Source organism: Aliiroseovarius crassostreae, assembly GCF_025137635.1.
GTDB lineage: Bacteria > Pseudomonadota > Alphaproteobacteria > Rhodobacterales > Rhodobacteraceae > Aliiroseovarius > Aliiroseovarius crassostreae.
On sequence record NZ_CP080772.1, the window covers coordinates 2,493,152 to 2,509,432 of the forward strand.

The 16,281-nt window shown below is 59.2% G+C and carries 16 protein-coding genes and 1 tRNA gene; 7 read left to right on the plus strand and 10 right to left on the minus strand.

Annotated elements, in window-relative coordinates:
- Nucleotides 1-12: 12 nt before the first annotated feature.
- The 6 genes from K3J57_RS11930 to K3J57_RS11955 all read right to left on the minus strand — a co-directional run bounded on the left by K3J57_RS11930 (nucleotide 13) and on the right by K3J57_RS11955 (nucleotide 5,559).
- Complete coding sequence (locus tag K3J57_RS11930) at nucleotides 13-924, minus strand: AEC family transporter (protein WP_259796050.1); 912 nt, start codon at nucleotides 922-924, stop codon at nucleotides 13-15.
- Between the two features lie 53 nt (nucleotides 925-977).
- On the minus strand, nucleotides 978-3,005 hold the full coding sequence (locus tag K3J57_RS11935) for an FAD-dependent oxidoreductase (RefSeq protein WP_259796052.1): 2,028 nt from the start codon (nucleotides 3,003-3,005) through the stop codon (nucleotides 978-980).
- Nucleotides 3,006-3,097: 92 nt separating this feature from the next.
- Nucleotides 3,098-3,595 (minus strand): 2-thiouracil desulfurase family protein, encoded by a 498-nt coding sequence (locus K3J57_RS11940; RefSeq protein ID WP_259796054.1) that lies wholly within the window; start codon nucleotides 3,593-3,595, stop codon nucleotides 3,098-3,100.
- A gap of 4 nt (nucleotides 3,596-3,599) precedes the next feature.
- Complete coding sequence (locus K3J57_RS11945; protein ID WP_259784808.1) at nucleotides 3,600-3,977, minus strand: hypothetical protein; 378 nt, start codon at nucleotides 3,975-3,977, stop codon at nucleotides 3,600-3,602.
- 21 nt (nucleotides 3,978-3,998) lie between these two features.
- Complete coding sequence (locus tag K3J57_RS11950; protein ID WP_173484835.1) at nucleotides 3,999-4,790, minus strand: DUF6478 family protein; 792 nt, start codon at nucleotides 4,788-4,790, stop codon at nucleotides 3,999-4,001.
- A 112-nt stretch (nucleotides 4,791-4,902) separates the two neighbouring features.
- Entirely contained in the window at nucleotides 4,903-5,559 is a 657-nt protein-coding gene (locus K3J57_RS11955) for a hypothetical protein (protein ID WP_259796056.1), read from the minus strand.
- 129 nt (nucleotides 5,560-5,688) lie between these two features.
- Between K3J57_RS11955 and K3J57_RS11960 the strand changes: the two genes are divergently transcribed.
- From K3J57_RS11960 to K3J57_RS11980, 5 genes are all read left to right on the plus strand, one after another.
- Nucleotides 5,689-6,642 carry a CPBP family intramembrane glutamic endopeptidase gene (locus K3J57_RS11960; protein WP_259792027.1) on the plus strand — a complete coding sequence of 318 codons (954 nt, stop codon included), beginning with the start codon at nucleotides 5,689-5,691 and terminating at the stop codon, nucleotides 6,640-6,642.
- 28 nt (nucleotides 6,643-6,670) lie between these two features.
- Nucleotides 6,671-7,633 (plus strand): acetyl-CoA carboxylase, carboxyltransferase subunit beta, encoded by a 963-nt coding sequence (accD, locus tag K3J57_RS11965; RefSeq protein WP_259792029.1) that lies wholly within the window; start codon nucleotides 6,671-6,673, stop codon nucleotides 7,631-7,633.
- Between the two features lie 113 nt (nucleotides 7,634-7,746).
- Entirely contained in the window at nucleotides 7,747-9,024 is a 1,278-nt protein-coding gene (locus K3J57_RS11970; protein WP_259792031.1) for a bifunctional folylpolyglutamate synthase/dihydrofolate synthase, read from the plus strand.
- 275 nt (nucleotides 9,025-9,299) lie between these two features.
- Nucleotides 9,300-9,929 (plus strand): rhodanese-like domain-containing protein, encoded by a 630-nt coding sequence (locus tag K3J57_RS11975; RefSeq protein WP_259796058.1) that lies wholly within the window; start codon nucleotides 9,300-9,302, stop codon nucleotides 9,927-9,929.
- A gap of 8 nt (nucleotides 9,930-9,937) precedes the next feature.
- Nucleotides 9,938-10,741, plus strand: coding sequence for a LysM peptidoglycan-binding domain-containing protein (locus K3J57_RS11980; RefSeq protein WP_259792036.1), 804 nt, complete (start codon nucleotides 9,938-9,940; stop codon nucleotides 10,739-10,741).
- A 76-nt stretch (nucleotides 10,742-10,817) separates the two neighbouring features.
- Here the strand turns inward: K3J57_RS11980 and zapE are convergent, their stop codons facing one another.
- Nucleotides 10,818-11,894, minus strand: coding sequence for a cell division protein ZapE (gene zapE / locus K3J57_RS11985; protein WP_259792037.1), 1,077 nt, complete (start codon nucleotides 11,892-11,894; stop codon nucleotides 10,818-10,820).
- A 97-nt stretch (nucleotides 11,895-11,991) separates the two neighbouring features.
- On the opposite strand from zapE, the gene K3J57_RS11990 reads away from it, so the two are divergent.
- On the plus strand, nucleotides 11,992-13,233 hold the full coding sequence (locus K3J57_RS11990) for an MFS transporter (RefSeq protein ID WP_259792039.1): 1,242 nt from the start codon (nucleotides 11,992-11,994) through the stop codon (nucleotides 13,231-13,233).
- Nucleotides 13,234-13,351: 118 nt separating this feature from the next.
- On the opposite strand, the gene K3J57_RS11995 is transcribed toward K3J57_RS11990, so the two are convergent.
- Nucleotides 13,352-13,810, minus strand: a complete 459-nt coding sequence (locus K3J57_RS11995) for an Lrp/AsnC family transcriptional regulator (RefSeq protein ID WP_259784821.1) — start codon at nucleotides 13,808-13,810, stop codon at nucleotides 13,352-13,354.
- A 155-nt stretch (nucleotides 13,811-13,965) separates the two neighbouring features.
- Between K3J57_RS11995 and ald the strand changes: the two genes are divergently transcribed.
- Nucleotides 13,966-15,084, plus strand: coding sequence for an alanine dehydrogenase (ald, locus tag K3J57_RS12000; RefSeq protein ID WP_259792040.1), 1,119 nt, complete (start codon nucleotides 13,966-13,968; stop codon nucleotides 15,082-15,084).
- 151 nt (nucleotides 15,085-15,235) lie between these two features.
- Here the strand turns inward: ald and K3J57_RS12005 are convergent.
- Nucleotides 15,236-15,312 (minus strand) — tRNA-Met (locus K3J57_RS12005).
- A gap of 91 nt (nucleotides 15,313-15,403) precedes the next feature.
- Entirely contained in the window at nucleotides 15,404-16,204 is an 801-nt protein-coding gene (locus K3J57_RS12010) for a mechanosensitive ion channel family protein (RefSeq protein WP_173484824.1), read from the minus strand.
- Nucleotides 16,205-16,281: the final 77 nt, after the last annotated feature.

The following is a 16,281-nucleotide window of genomic DNA, read 5'->3' on the forward strand; positions in this document are numbered from 1 at the left end:
GAGCGAAAAGCCTTAGAAAAAATATGCCGCAAATGTGATCCAAATTGGCAATGTCACCGCTGACAACAACGTTGTTTGTGCAATCAGCGTGGCGACCAGCTCACGGTTTGCCCCAAAGGCCGAGGCCAGAACATGGGCGGCCGAGGCGGTAGGCAGCGCCGCAAACAGCACCAGCACCGATCCGATTTCAGGCGACACCCCAACCACAAGCCCCCCCAGAAGGGTCAGCGCAGGCAGGATCACCAGCTTGATTGCACAGATTGCGCCGTTGAACCGGTCAAGCCGCGCCAACGCCCCCCAGTTCATCGTGGCCCCGATGGACAAAAGCGCGATGGGGATCGCTGCGTGCGCAAGCATATCCAGCGGCGCTTGAACCGGGTCCGGCAAACGCCACCCCATAAGCCCGAAAATCACCCCCCCAAGAGAGGCAAGCAGAAACGGGTTCAGGGCCACTTTGCGAAACGTCGCCCCCAACCCCATGGATCCCCCGCGCGACAGCGCAGACACCGCAAAAAGATTGGCCACAGGCACGGCCATACCAACCGCCACAGCCATCTCCGCCATGCTGCCACGCTGCAAAAGCCCAACCGCCACCAACCCGATTGCGGTGTTGAAGCGCCATCCCACCTGCCACGCACCAGCAAAATCGACGAACCGATCGGGTCCAAAAACCCGCGCAAACCAGCCCAGCAAAAGCCCAGCCAGCAGGATGACCCAGACCGCAGGCCCGATGACTGCCACTTTTGACATTTCAATCGGCCGAGAGGAGGCCGCGACAAACAGAAGCGCAGGAAAGAGGATTTCGAAATTCAGCCGATCCAGCCCCTGCCACGCATTGTCCGACAGACGCCGCCGAAGCAGCCCCCCCAGCCCGACCAACAGGAAGGAGGGCATCAATCCAAGGAAAATCGCAAGAAACAGCATGGGGACCTCATTTCCAGATGGCACCCGGTGTCTTGCCTGCCTGATGGTTCAGATCAAAGCGATGCCGCCAGTCGCGATCCTTGGTCAATGGCACGTTTGGCGTCAAGCTCTGCCGCGACATCGGCCCCGCCAATCACATGAGCGGTGATGCCTTTTTCAGCAAGTTGATCAGCAAGTGTGCGATTGGGGATCTGCCCGGCGCAGAGAATCACGTTGTCGACCTCGATCACACGCGGATTTTCCCGCGCTTCACCCGACGACACCATCAGCCCGTCCTCGGTGATGCGCTCATAACTCACTCCACCCACCATCTCGACACCCTTCATCTTGAGGGTCGCGCGGTGGATCCAGCCCGTGGTTTTCCCCAATCCCTTGCCCAGCGCCTGCGCCTTGCGTTGCAACAGCGTCACCTGACGGGCGGGAGCTTCGGGCCTTGGTCCCTCTGGTGACAGCCCCCCGCGCTCCTCACCCGGATCGGCCACACCCCATTCGGCAAGCCATTCGTTCAGGTTCTCGCTGGGGCTTTCCCCGGCCTGGGTCAGGAACTCAGCCATGTCAAAGCCAATTCCGCCGGCGCCAATGATGACCACACGATCGCCAACTTGCGCCCCGTCGCGCAGCACGTCGATATAGGACAATACCTTGTCGCTGTCCTGTCCTTCGATGGCCGGGTCGCGCGGGGTGACGCCGGTGGCGATGATTACCTCATCAAAGCCCACCAGATCCTCAACCTGCACATCCTTGCCCAGCTGCAAGTCGATGTCGGAGGCCTCCACCATCCGCGCATACCAGTCCACCAGCCCGATGAACTCTTCCTTACCCGGAATTTTCTTCGCCATGTTGAGTTGCCCCCCCACCTGATCCGCACGATCAAACAGGGTGACATCATGCCCCCGCTCATCCGCAACCAGTGCTGTGGACAATCCCGCAGGGCCCGCACCAACAATGGCAATGGATTTCGGTGTATCGGTCATGTCATAGCGCAGTTCGGTCTCGTAACAGGCGCGCGGGTTCACCAGGCAGGTCGAGATCTTGCCGTTGAACGTGTGGTCCAGGCAGGCCTGGTTACAGGCAATACAAGGCGCAATTCGATCCGCCTCACCCGCAGCGGCCTTGGCAACGAAATCCGGGTCCGCAAGGAAAGGCCGCGCCATCGACACCATATCCGCGGCGCCGCTGGACAGAACCTCTTCCCCCACAGCCGGCGTGTTGATGCGGTTTGAGGTGATGACCGGGATCGACACCTGCCCCATCAGTTTCTTCGTCACCCATGTGAACGCCGCGCGCGGCACCGAGGTGGCAATGGTCGGGATGCGCGCCTCATGCCAGCCGATACCGGTATTGATGATCGTGGCGCCCGCCTTCTCGATCTCTTTCGCAAGCTGGACCACCTCGTCAAAGGAAGACCCGTTTGGAACAAGGTCGATCATCGACAGCCGATAGATCACGATGAAGTCCGGCCCCACCGCGGCGCGCACAGCCTTGACCACTTCGATCGGCAGACGCATTCGGTTTTCATAGGAACCACCCCAGCGATCCTCACGCTTATTTGTATGGGTGACCAGAAACTGGTTGAGGAAATATCCCTCGGACCCCATCACCTCAACCCCGTCATAGCCCGCCTGTTTGGCACGGGCCGCGGCGGTGGCAAAGTCGGCAATCTGTTTCTGGATCCCCTCCTCATCCAACGCCTTTGGCGGGAAAGGAGAGATCGGTGATTTCACCGCGCTGGCCGACACGCAATCCGGCCCGTAGGCATACCGCCCGGCGTGAAGGATTTGCATGGCGATCTTGCCACCCTCTTCATGCACCCGGTCAGTGACCGACTTGTGGTTGGCAATATCGGCGTCTGTGTAAAGCCCCGCCGCCCCGGGGAACACGCCCCCTTCGGCATTTGGGGCCATCCCCCCGGTGACAATCAGCCCGGCCCCGCCACGCGCCCGCGCACCGTAAAACGCAGCCACCCGCTCCCAGTCACCGCGCTCTTCCAGCCCGGTATGCATCGACCCCATCAGAACGCGGTTCTTCAGCGTGGTGAAGCCGAGATCAAGTGGCGCAAGAAGGTGGGGATAGCTGGTCATGGTGGGATCCTGTGATTGGCATTCGTCCCAACACATTGACGTGCACGTAAAGCTCTGTCACCTGAAACGCAGCGTAAATCTGCAAAATTGCCTCAGGACCGCCCCAGCGCAAGACAGAGATCTTCTAGCTCATCGGGAGAGAAGACCGCGATCCCGGCCAACCGCAGCGCGGATGTTGTGACCCCATGCCCCGCCCGCTTTTGCCCATCATGGTGCCCACTATAAAGAACCCGCGACCCGCAGGAGGGGCTGGCCTCGGTCAACAGCGCATGGGTGCAATTCTGCGCAAGGGCGAAGGTCACGGCCTTTTGGGCCCCTTCGATAAACGCAGCGGTCACATCTTCGCCGCTGAGATCAAGCACACGCGCGCGACCAGCAAGAACATCATCTCCGCAAAATCCGGGTTCGATTTCGGCGGGGCTGCGCGGCACCGGAAGGCCCCCCGCCAGTTCCGGACAGAACGGGATCAGTTCAGCCAGCCGCTCCAGATGTGGCAGCGGATCGCCCGGCAGCATTTTGGCCTGTCCGTCATAGCGCACTTTCTGCCCCAGCAGGCAGGCACTGATCAAGACGCGGGTCCGCTTTGACATCCGGTCACGCAGTTTCCAGGCAATGTTTGCGAAATGCCCGTTTCAGCATATCAAGCTCAGCGCGCAGCAGGTCCATCTCAGCCAGAACATCGTCATCAAGCGGCTGACCGACCACGACAGAGAAATGCGAAAGCTTTTCACCACTGGCCTTGTCACCGATCACGAAGGTCTGCACGCCCTCGCTCAACAATTCAGACGGAATCGGCACGCGCACAAGATAGCGGCTGGCCTGATCGGGGAGCGGTTCCACCGATGCCCCCAGCAAGGGCTTTGCCAGATGGGACACTTCGATTTCAGGCAGGGAAGAGCCGCCAGTCACCGTTAGCTCGCCTTCCCAGACCCCTGCCAGAATGCGCGCTTTTGTCAGGGTCATTTCGGCCATGTTGGTTCCTTTCGGCAGCGATTAGACTTCGGCACGCGGGCGGCGGCTGAATGTGAGATCGCGCAGCACAATCTGGCTCATCTCCGGGTTTTCGATCACCAGGTCGATCCACATCCGCTCGACGCGCTTTTCGTTCATATTTGTGTAGGCAAGATCAAATTCGATCTCAACCTCCGCGCGGTCGGTTTCATCCAGATCCCCAAAGGGCAGCTCACGCACCAGTTGCTCGGTATTGGGGCCATGCTTGATATTGAGGCGGGCAAAGACTTCCAAAGGTTTTTCCATCTCAACCACGGCATTCATGCGCACCAGATGGCGCCGCTTTAATCCCTCTACGGCGCTTTGCGGCATCTCGATCACGAGGGACAGAAACGAGCCATCAAAGCGGAACACATCCATGCGCAAGCCAAACGGGGCCAGGTCACTTTCGCGGGTATTGCGCACCTGGCGCATGGTCAATTCCGAATTTCGGCAATCATGAAACAGCATCACCTCGTCGCCAAAGCTCGATTTGCTGGGCGCGGCTGCGATCCCGATCGGGGCGATCGGCTCGCGCCACAGCTCGGGGCGATAGGACCAGTCACTATAAAGCGGTTTGGCAAAGGCGTTGGACCCAATCAAAGGCAGCGCAAGGCGACTGTCGGCAACCCGGATCACCTGGTCCAGCCTGGCCCGCAAATGCCGCGCCCCGGATCGCATGACACGCAGGGACGCAAGGTCTGCCCCTTTTGCAAGACGCGCCAATTTCGTCCAGTGTCGGGTGGCCCTCCATTGAATAAGGCGATGTCTAAGTCCGGTTGCGTATTTGGCCATGAGATCAGTTCTGCTGCGGTCCGTTCAATTAGATCCGTGAGGATGGGATTCGGTTAACTCTTTGACACTGCCATATTTATGGCGATTGTTTCCATATTCAAACCGAATAGTTTCAATTCAGCAAACGCCGAAAAAACTTCGCCGGTCCGGTTTGTGCCCCAGGTGGCGCTGCGGCCATTTCTGTCTTGGGGTTTCCCGCCTGCATTTGCGCAAGAAACGCCAACAGGATCGCCTCGCCATCTCCTTCAGAGCGGGTGACTCCGGCAAATTCCGAAACATTAAGCGCCACCACAAAGGCCCCATGCAAGAACAGTGCGCGCCATTGCGTTTTGGTCAGTTCGCCCACCGGTTGGGGGCCCCGTGTCTTGGCAATCAGTGCCGTTCCCTGCTGGCGCGACGACAGGATTTCTGCGCCCTCCCCAAGGGCCGCCTGCATCATGTCGACCTTCAGTTCACTTGCAATTTCCCTTTGAGAACGGGTTGCCAAAGCCTCTACCCGCTGGATCGATGCTGACAACAGAAACCGCGGGTCCCGCGCCTGTTTCCGACCGGAGAGGGACGCACAGGGGCCAAGGGGGACAAAGGCGCTGGTCTCATCTTCGCGAATGCCAGAACGGATCACGCAAAACCCCGGCGGACCGGCCACCTGCATTCCCCCCTGAAGCACAGCCTGTTTCTTGGGCGCCGCCGCCCCGGACAACACCTGCCCGCCTCCGGCGACGCATGCCGACAGGCCCAGAAACCACATCAATACCAATAAATTACGCAAGGAACGCCCTCCATTCTTTCCGACATACAAGAGCGAATTCGATCGGACAAGCCGTCGATCTTTCACTTTTCCCCGTTGCGACCAGACCCACGCAGGCTACAGTTGAGAGACATGTATAAGGACCCCATTATGAGTGATGTTTCCCTCCCATCCTCCAGCGTGGATGCGTTTTGGACGCCTGCACAGCGCTTTCCCCAACTGTGGCGCAGCCTTTTGGGGTTGTTCCTGATACATGTCACTTTTTTCGCGGCCACCTTTGGTATCATCCTGGCAGGCGGTGCCCTTCTTGGCTTCAACCCGCAATCGGTGCTCGACGCGGATACCCCCGCCAAAACCATGGTCTTTTTCGCCACCTTTATCGGCTATCACATCGGCCTGTGGCTGGTGGTGCGGTTTTTGCATAAACGCCCCTATCGCAGCCTGTTCGGGCCGACATGGAAGATCCGCTGGCGCCATTTTGCCTATGGGATGATTGCAGCCCTGACCGTTGCCGTGGCAACTGCGCTGATCGAAACCGGTGGCCATCTGCCGGGGACAGGCATCACCCCGCCGGACATATTCCGGCATATGGGCTTTGCCCACTGGATCACCCTCCTGCCCTTTGCGCTTGGGTTGATTTTCCTGCAGATCATGGCGGAAGAGCTGGTGTTTCGCGGCTACCTGCTGCAACAGCTGCGGGCACGGTTTCAGCGTTTCTGGATTTGGGGTCTGCTGCCATCGCTCATCTTCGGGCTGCTGCATTTTGACCCCACGACCTATGGCATAAACGCCTATTTCTACGTGCTGCACACGACGGTGGTCGGCGTTATCCTGTCCCTGATCACATTGCGCACCGGCAATATCGGCGCCGCTGCCGGGCTGCATATGGCCAATAACAGCACATTGCTGGTTCTGGGCAATGAAGGCAGCCTCGACGGCTTGTCATTGTTCCTGTCCGCCCCGGACCTGACCAGCCCCTATGTCGGCGCGTCGATCCTGATGCAGACCACCGCCAGCGCGCTGGCTTTTGCAATCTGGTGGCGGCTGGCCCCCCGAACGCCAAAAAACCCTCAGGCAATTGCAAATGCCGTCGGGGAAGATTAACTAGGCCCAAACGACGAAGGATATGGCGATGAACTGGATCTCGAACTACGTCCGCCCACGCATCAATTCCCTGTTCTCGCGCCGCGAAGTGCCCGAGAACCTTTGGACCAAATGCACGGAATGCGGCACGATGCTCTTTCACCGGGAGCTGGCCGAAAACCTGAATGTCTGCACCAATTGCGATCACCATATGGCGATCACTCCGCGTGACCGTTTCATCGGTCTGTTTGATGGCGGCGTCTTCGCCGAGGTCGAGGTGCCGGCGCCGATTGACGATCCGCTCCAGTTCAAGGATCAGAAGAAATACCCCGAGCGTATGAAAGGGGCCCGTAAATCCACCGGCGAGCGCGAAGCCATGCTGGTGGCCGAAGGCGAAATCGGTCGCACGCCCATCGTGGCGGCGGCGCAGGATTTCAGCTTCATGGGTGGCTCCATGGGCATGTATGTGGGCAATGCGATCATCGCCGCTGCCGAACGGGCCGTGGCCCTGAAACGCCCGCTGGTCCTGTTCTCAGCCGCAGGTGGCGCCCGGATGCAGGAAGGCATCCTGAGCCTGATGCAGATGCCGCGCACCACGGTGGCGGTCCAGATGCTCAAGGAAGCGAACCTGCCCTATATCGTCGTGCTGACCCACCCGACCACCGGTGGCGTGACCGCCTCTTACGCCATGCTGGGGGATGTGCATATTGCCGAACCCAACGCCCTGATCTGCTTTGCAGGTCCGCGCGTGATTGAACAGACCATCCGCGAAAAGCTGCCCGAAGGGTTCCAGCGCGCGGAATACCTGCTGGATCACGGCATGCTCGACCGCGTCACCCACCGCAAAGAGATGAAATCGGAACTGGTGACGATCCTGCGGATGCTGATGGGCCTCGGGCCTGCCGTGGCCGGCGATCTGCCTGCCCCAAGCCCTGCGGAAGACACCCCGAAGGAAGAGGCCCCCGCTGCGGCCGACGCCTCGGCCTCCGAGGAAAGCTCTGACAAAAGCTAAGCCTGGCACAGACCCGTTCTTTGCCCGCAATACGTCGTAAACTGTCCCTCCTGCCCGCATGAAATCGGGTAGGAGATCACAAATCGTGACCACAGCATCCGAGACATGCCCCCATGACCAACGCGCCTTCTTCCGACATTATCCTTGACCGCATGATGGCCCTGCACCCGAAGATCATTGATCTCACGCTGGATCGTGTCTGGCGCCTGCTGGAGCAGGTGGGCAACCCGCAGGACAGATTGCCGCCGGTGATCCATCTGGCTGGCACCAATGGCAAAGGGTCAACCCAGGCCATGCTGCGCGCGGGGCTGGAAGGGGTGGGCAAGAAAGTGCACGCCTATACCTCGCCCCATCTGGCCCGCTTTCACGAGCGCATCCGGTTGGCAGGCGAACTGATCACCGAAGACGCCCTGAGCGAAGTGCTGGATCGCTGTTATGCCCGCAATAATGGCGAGAACATCACCTATTTCGAGATCACCACCGTGGCCGGCCTCATGGCCTTTGCCGAAACGCCCGGGGATTACACGCTTTTGGAAACGGGGCTGGGTGGGCGGCTGGATGCCACAAATGTGGTGGACAGGCCTGCATTGACCATCCTCACCCCGATCTCGATCGACCACACCCAATTCCTTGGCGAAACCCTCACCGCAATTGCCGGTGAAAAGGCGGGTATCCTGAAGCGCGGGGTGCCCTGCGTGGTTGGGCCGCAGCCCGAGGAAGCGCTGGAAGTGATCGAAGCGCGCGCAGCCAAACTGGGATGCCCGCTCTATGTGCACGGGCAGCATTGGCATATGTGGGAAGAGCGCGGGCGACTGATCTTTCAGGATGAAAACGGGCTCTTGGACCTGCCCCTGCCTGCCCTGATTGGCCCACACCAGATCGAAAATGCCGGTGCCGCCATTGCCGCGCTGCGCGTATTGGGGTTTGACGAAACCGCCTGCGAAGCCGCCATGCGTGACGTAACCTGGCCCGCCCGGATGCAACGGCTGAAAACCGGGCCGCTGGTCGACGCCGCAGGAAAGGCCGAGCTGTGGCTGGATGGCGGGCACAACCCCGCAGCAGGCGAAACCCTGGCCAAGGTTCTGGCGGATCTGCCCGAGCGTGCAACCCATCTGATCTGCGGTATGCTCAACACCAAGGATATCGCGGGTTATCTGCGCCCGCTGGCCGCTGTTTCCGACAGCCTGACCGCCATTTCGATCCCCAACGAAATCAACACCCTGCCCGCCGAAACAACCGCGGCTGAGGCCAAGGCCGTGGGAATGGAGGCAAAAACCGCCGACAGCGCCGAGGCGGCCCTTAGGGCACTTGTGGCCAAGGACCCCAATTGTCGCGTCTTAATTTGTGGCTCACTTTACCTTGCAGGCGACATTCTGAAGACCAATGGGTGATTTGCCTGAACGGCCAAATCACCCACCAAACCAGCGGCTCTTCCCCTAAACAGGTGAAAAAAATTTTTCGTTTTGTTTCAAGGAGAAGTGAGCTTTGCGATTCATCCCACTGAAACGATTCGGTTTTTCGGGGTTGGCCCTCAACAGCCTATGGCACACCCCAGAATATTGACGAATTACACCTCCATGCTCTATATATAGGGCATTCTACGGGCAATAAGTTCGATTTAGCGGACAGGCCTGTCGAGCAGTACAGATAGACTTGGGGGGGTCTCATGGTTCGTTTCGCGGTAGGCGCCATGTTGGCGCTTGTGGTTGCGGCTGCGCCCAGTTTCGCGCAGCAACTCAACATCACGAAAGATAAGGCGAATGCCAGCTTCGTGATCAAGGGCAAGCCGATCACAATTACCCGCAACCTGACCCCTGACGCACCACTTCCCCCCGATTTCTCCCAATCCTCAGCCCTGTGCCCCCCTTCTTGCGTGACCGCAATGGAAGCCGCCCCCGGCGTGAGCACCGTGGGGGAGCTGGAGGTGATTGCATTCCTCGAACATGAAGTGGCGTCCGGCCAGGGATTGCTGCTGGACAGCCGTTCACCCGACTGGTTTGCCAAGGGATCTATCCCCGGCGCCCTGAATGTTCCGGCCGAAACCCTCACGGACAAGAACCCCTATCGGGACGAAATTCTTCGAGCACTTGGGGGCGTTAAGACTGGTCCCACATGGGACTTCATAAACGCAACACCCCTGATGATTTTCTGCAGCGGGCCCAGATGTGACCAAAGCCCCCGCGCCATCCGCGCCCTGATCAACACTGGCTATCCGGCACACAAAATCCGCTATTACCGGGGTGGAATGCTGGTGTGGTCCTCATTGGGATTGACCATTACCCCTAACATGAACTGAGACTTCGGATGACGAGAAACGAAATCTATAAATATGCCCTTATCGGGGGTGGGTTTTTCTCCGCCGTTCTGATCCTGATCCTGCTGCAGCCCGATACGCCCGACATGGAAACCGCCCTGCCTTCCGTGCCGCAGGCCGCCCCCCAGGAAATGGCTGAACCGATCAGCCAGGTCACCACCGTCTCGGCCAGCGTCGACACCCCGACGTCACAGGCGACACAAAAACCCGCCAGCGACGACCTTCTGGACCTTACAAACTCGGTGCTGGCGGGGTTGGGCGTGGAAAAAACCCCACCCGAAACTGAAATCGATCCGTTGCGGGTGATGACCTCATCCGTTCTGGCCGGACTGGGCGTCCCCCCAATCACGGACAGCAAGGCACCTGAAGGCACGCCCATATCCCAGGCTTCCGATGACCAGATCCGCGCCCTTCTAAGCGAAGCGATTGATCGCGGAATGATATCCGTGCCCGCAGCGATGCGCACGGCGGAAGGTGAGATCGACAAGGACACGCTGATCAAACAGCTGGCCCGCGCGGCCACCGGCGAAACAACCCACCCGCCAAGTGATGAGCTGATTGCCGGCGGCAAAGGCGTCGAAGTTCGCGTGGTCCAGCAGGCAGACAAGACATTTCAATATCGGTTCTACACGGTGCAGCGCGGCGACAGCCTGGGGGCCATTGCCCAGAAATTCTACGGTGATGCAGGTGAATACACGCGCATTTTTGACGCCAACCGCCGGCTGTTGCCGACCCCGGATCAAATTCGGGCCGGTCAGCGCCTGACCATCCCCTCGCTGAGCACCGGAGCATAAGGCATTTCAACCTCAGCCATGGCAGGGAAAAATGCTGCAAGCGCCGCTCTCATCCAGAGAGGAGGCGGGGATAAGCTCAGCTTCCCCAATCCTTGTCCTGCATTTCGCGCAAACGGCTGGCGGTGCGTTCGAATTCGAACGACCCCTCCCCCTCGACATAGAGCATCTCCGGCAGGGCCGCTGCCGAGGCGATCAGGCGAACCTTCGCCTCGTAAAGCGCGTCAATCAGCGTGACGAACCGCTTTGCCTCATTGAAGTTGGACCGCGACAGGCGGGGGATATTGTCCAGCACCAGCACTTTCAGCGCATCCGCGATGACAAGATAATCCCCCGGACCAAGCATCGCCCCACACAGGTCATGAAATCCTGCCCGGCCTGCACCATTGCGATACGCGGGAATGACAACATCTCGCCCCTTCACCGACAGGGTCAGAGGCTCCGAATGCCCCCCGGTCATGTCCTGCCAGATCGCATTCATTTCAGCCCGCGCTTCGGCATTGGCCGGTGAGAAATAGACCTGCCCCCCCGCAAGCCGATCCTGCCGGTAATCATTTGGGCTGACCAGCTCATGCACAACCATCTGATCTTTGATCAGTTGGATAAAGGGCAGGAACAGCTGTCGATTGAGGCCATCCTTGTAAAGCTCATCCGGGTGGCGGTTTGATGTGGTCACCACCACCACACCCGCGTCAAACAGCTTTTCAAACAGCCGCCCGACAATCATGGCATCCGTGATATCGGTAATCTGCATCTCATCAAAGGCAAACAGGCGCACATCAGCGGCGACCTTGTCCGCCACCGGACCAAGCGGATCATCCACCCCGGTCTTGCGCGCAGCATTCAAACCCTCATGCACCTCTTGCATGAAAGCATGAAAATGCACACGACGCTTGGCTGGAATATTCAGGTTTTCGACAAAAAGGTCCATCAGCATGGATTTCCCACGCCCAACCCCACCCCAAAGATAAAGCCCCTGCGGCACCTCAACCGGTTTATGAAAAAGTCCGCCAAGAATTCCGCGCTTTCGGGCCGGGGCGGCCTCAAGATGCGCACGAACATCCTCTAACGCAGGCAAAACGGCCTCTTGTGCAGGATCCGGGGTTATGTCGCCCTTACGGGCCAGTTCAGAGTAAATTTCGATCAGACTGGTCATGTCTGATCCATAAAACGTGATGTCAGATAAGGAAAGGTGAACCGACACATCAGAAACCAAGAATTGACCAGCCAGCCGAATTTGAGATGTTTGTGACATGACAGAAACACGCGCGCCCCTCATTTCACCGGTTCTTGTGGCCGGTTGCCTCATCATCCTGGTCGGATTTGCGATCCGCGCCTCTTTTGGCGTGTTCCAGATCCCAATCGCTCAGGAGTTCAACTGGCCACGGGCGGAGTTTTCGCTGGCCATTGCCATCCAGAACCTTGCATGGGGCTTCGGCCAGCCGATCTTCGGTGCCATTGCCGAGAAGCTGAGCGACCGCAAGGCGATCATCATGGGGGCGCTTGTCTACGCCTTCGGGCTTGTCGCCTCATCTTTCGCCGTCACACCTGGTGCCCATCAGCTGCTGGAAATCGCCGTGGGGTTCGGCATCGCCGGCACCGGCTTTGGGGTGATCCTCGCGGTGGTCGGCCGCGCCGCAAGTGACGAAAACCGCTCCATGGCGCTCGCAATCGCCACCGCTGCTGGCTCAGCCGGGCAGGTAATCGGCGCCCCTGTCGCAGAATTCCTTCTGAACATGATGAGCTGGCAGGACGTGTTCCTGATTTTCGCCGCCGCCATCCTCTCCACCCTCGCTCTTCTGCCCCTGATACAGACAGACAGCACCGCAAGCCGGGCAGAGCTGGAAGAGAGCCTCGGCCAGATACTACGCAAAGCTTTTCGCGACCCCAGCTATACGCTGATCTTTCTGGGGTTCTTCTCCTGCGGCTATCAGCTGGCCTTCATCACCGCACATTTCCCGGCCTTCGTAACCGAAATGTGCGGAGCAATCGACCCATCCGGCACATTGGCCTCAATCGGCGTATCCACCACATCTGCGCTCGGGGCAATTTCAATTTCCCTGATCGGACTTGCCAATATTGCCGGCACCCTGCTGGCCGGGTATCTGGGCAAGAGCCTGCCGAAAAAATACCTGCTCGCCGCAATCTATACCGGGCGCACAATTGTCGCGGCCCTGTTCATCATGATGCCAATCACACCAACATCCGTGATCGTGTTTTCCATCGCCATGGGGTCCCTGTGGTTGGCGACCGTTCCGCTCACATCAGGGCTGGTCGCCCATATCTATGGGCTGCGTTACATGGGGACACTTTACGGGATCATCTTTTTCTCACACCAGCTGGGCAGCTTTCTTGGGGTGTGGCTCGGGGGGCGAATGTATGACGCCTTTGGGGATTACACCATGGTCTGGTGGTTCGGCGTGGGCATCGGCGCATTCTCGGCAATTGTCCATTTGCCCGTAAAAGAAACGCCACTCGCAGCCCGCACAGCATAGCCGTCCCCCCCCTTCCTTTTGCTCAAAATATCCCCGCCGGAGGCAAGATATTCCCGAGCAAAGCGAGGCCACCGCCAAGTCCTTCGACCATCAGGTCGTCAGGGCGCGGCAGCTGCTCTTACACTGGCAACGCGGTGGTTTTGAACACGGTCCGAAGCGCGAAACTCGACTGCATGCCCTGCACCCCCGGCAGGCTGGCCAGATACTGCCGATGAATGCGCGCGAAGTCCTCGGTATCTTCTGCCACCACTTTCAGCAGGTAATCGGATTTCCCCGCCATCAGGTGGCATTCAAGCACATTTGGAACCAGCGCCACCTGACGCTCAAATGCATCCAGCACCTCATCCGCCTGACCGGAAAGAGTGATCTCGACAAACACCGTGCTGGGACATTTCATTTTTCGGGCATTCAAAAGGGCGACATAATCCTTGATATACCCCTCCGCCTCAAGGCGCTGGACCCGCCGGTGGCAGGCAGAAGGGGAAAGGTTCACGCGATCGGACAGATCCGCATTTGAGATTCTGCCCGCCTTTTGCAACACCCCCAGGATGCGGCGATCTATACTGTCGAGTTCCATTATCACACAACTTTCTTGCGCCGATTGCGCTATCGTCAGGATTTTCTTCGAGGTTAACATAGCAAGCACCGCAAAATTTTCAAAACAATTGCACCAGGTTTCTGCACAAAATTAGGGCAGTTTACGAACAACGGCGCAGGGAAGAGGAGACACCCATGCTGATCGGATGCCCGAAAGAAATCAAACCGCAAGAATTCCGCGTGGGTCTGACCCCCGCCGCCGCCGGCGAAGCCATTGGGCGGGGTCACTCGGTGATCGTTGAAACCAATGCCGGCATGGGCGCTGGCTTTACCGACGATGATTATGTGGCCGTAGGGGCCACCATTCTGGACACTGCCGAAGAGGTATTTGCCAAGGCAGACATGATCGTGAAGGTGAAAGAACCCCAGGCCATCGAGCGCAAAATGCTGCGTGAAGGTCAGCTCCTCTTTACCTACCTGCACCTGGCTCCAGATCCCGAACAGACCACAGATCTTCTGGAAAGCGGCTGCACCGCAATTGCCTATGAAACCGTGACCGATGATCGCGGCGGCCTGCCGCTGCTGGCACCGATGTCCGAGGTTGCCGGTCGTCTGGCACCGCAGGTCGGCTCCTGGACCCTGCAAAAAGCCAATGGCGGCCGTGGCGTTCTGATGGGCGGCGTGCCCGGTGTTGGCCCGGCCAAGGTTGTGGTCATCGGTGGCGGTGTCGTCGGCACCCACGCCGCCAAGATTGCTGCCGGAATGGGCGCGGACGTGACCGTTCTGGACCGCTCCCTGCCGCGCCTGCGTTACCTTGATGACGTCTATGGTGGGATCTTCAAGAACCAGTATTCCACGGCCGCCGCCACCGCCGAACTGATCCAGACCGCTGACATGGTGATCGGGGCCGTTCTGATCCCCGGCGCTGCAGCTCCGAAACTGATTTCGCGTGAACAGCTGTCCACCATGAAGCCCGGCGCTGTGCTGGTGGATGTGGCCATTGACCAGGGCGGCTGCTTTGAAACCTCCCGTGCCACCACCCATGCAGACCCGATCTACGAAGTGGATGGCGTCATGCATTACTGCGTGGCCAACATGCCGGGCGCTGTCGCCCGCACCTCGACCATCGCCCTTGGCAACGCCACCCTGCCCTTCATGCTGTCGCTGGCCGACAAGGGCTGGAAAGAGGCCTGCAAGGCCGACAAGCACCTGTTGAACGGTCTGAACGTGCATGCCGGCAAGCTGACCTATGCCGCCGTGGGCGAAGCCCTTGGCCTGGACTGCATCACCCCGGAAGAGGCGCTTGCGATCTGATCACCGCCATTGAGAACACAGGACAAGCCCCGCCATCCGGTGGGGCTTTTCTTTTGCGGGAACGGAGGTGCAGAATCAGATGAAAACGTCCCGCAGGGGCGGGCCTCTCCCCAACAAAAAACCCCGCCAAAGGCGGGGGTTTTGTTCGATATGGTAGCGTGGGGCGGACTTGAACCGCCGACCCCAGCATTATGAGTGCTGTGCTCTAACCAGCTGAGCTACCACGCCATCTCATATCGTGGGCGGTGAGTATTCCAAGCCGCGCATGGTGTCAAATGGAAAGTGTATTATTCTCCACCAGCCCGCGCATTTTTTTGCCTCATCCCTTCTTCTGGATCTCGACCGTATGGGGATAGGGGATCGAAATGCCCTTGGCATCAAAAGCTTCCTTGACGGACTGGGTCAGGTGGAACTTCACTTCCCAATAATCCGCGGCTTCAACCCAGACACGGCAGGTCAGGTCGACCGAACTGTCGCCCAGATTGGTCACCCGCACCCAGGGCTCAGGATCCGCAAGCACCCGCGCGTCACCAGACACGACCTCAAGGATCACGTCTTTCGCCACATTGGCATCATCGCCATAGTCGATCCCGAACACCATATCGACGCGGCGGGTATCATGGGCCGAGTAATTGGTGATGATCGCCCCCCAGGCCTGACCATTCGGCACGATGATCTGCACATTGTCCGTAGTGGCCAGCTCCGTCACAAAAAGGTTGATATCCTTCACCGTGCCGGAAGTGCCGTTGATATCCACAAAATCCCCCAGCTTATACGGGCGGAACACAACCAGCATCACACCTGCCGCCAGATCCGACAGGGTGCCTTGCAGCGCCAGACCAATGGCCAGAGAGGCCGCGCCAAGGATGGCAACAACCGAAGTGGCCTCGATCCCGAAGATCCCCAGAACCGCCACCAGCACCATCGCCAGCACAACCCATTTCACAATGCTGGCCAGAAAGTTGCCCAGGGTGGGGTCAATGCCCTTGGTCTGGTTCACACGTTTGCGGGCAAATGCACCAAGGCGGCCGGCCACGATCCAGCCGACAACAAGCACCAGAAGGGCCTGCCCCACATTCAAAATCATCGGGCCCCAGGCCCCGGAAAGAAGTTCACTCATGTCTTTGCCTTATCTCATGCTCCGCTTCGGAGCGTGTTGCACATGAAAAGGGACGGCCAGAAGGCCGCCCCGAATTG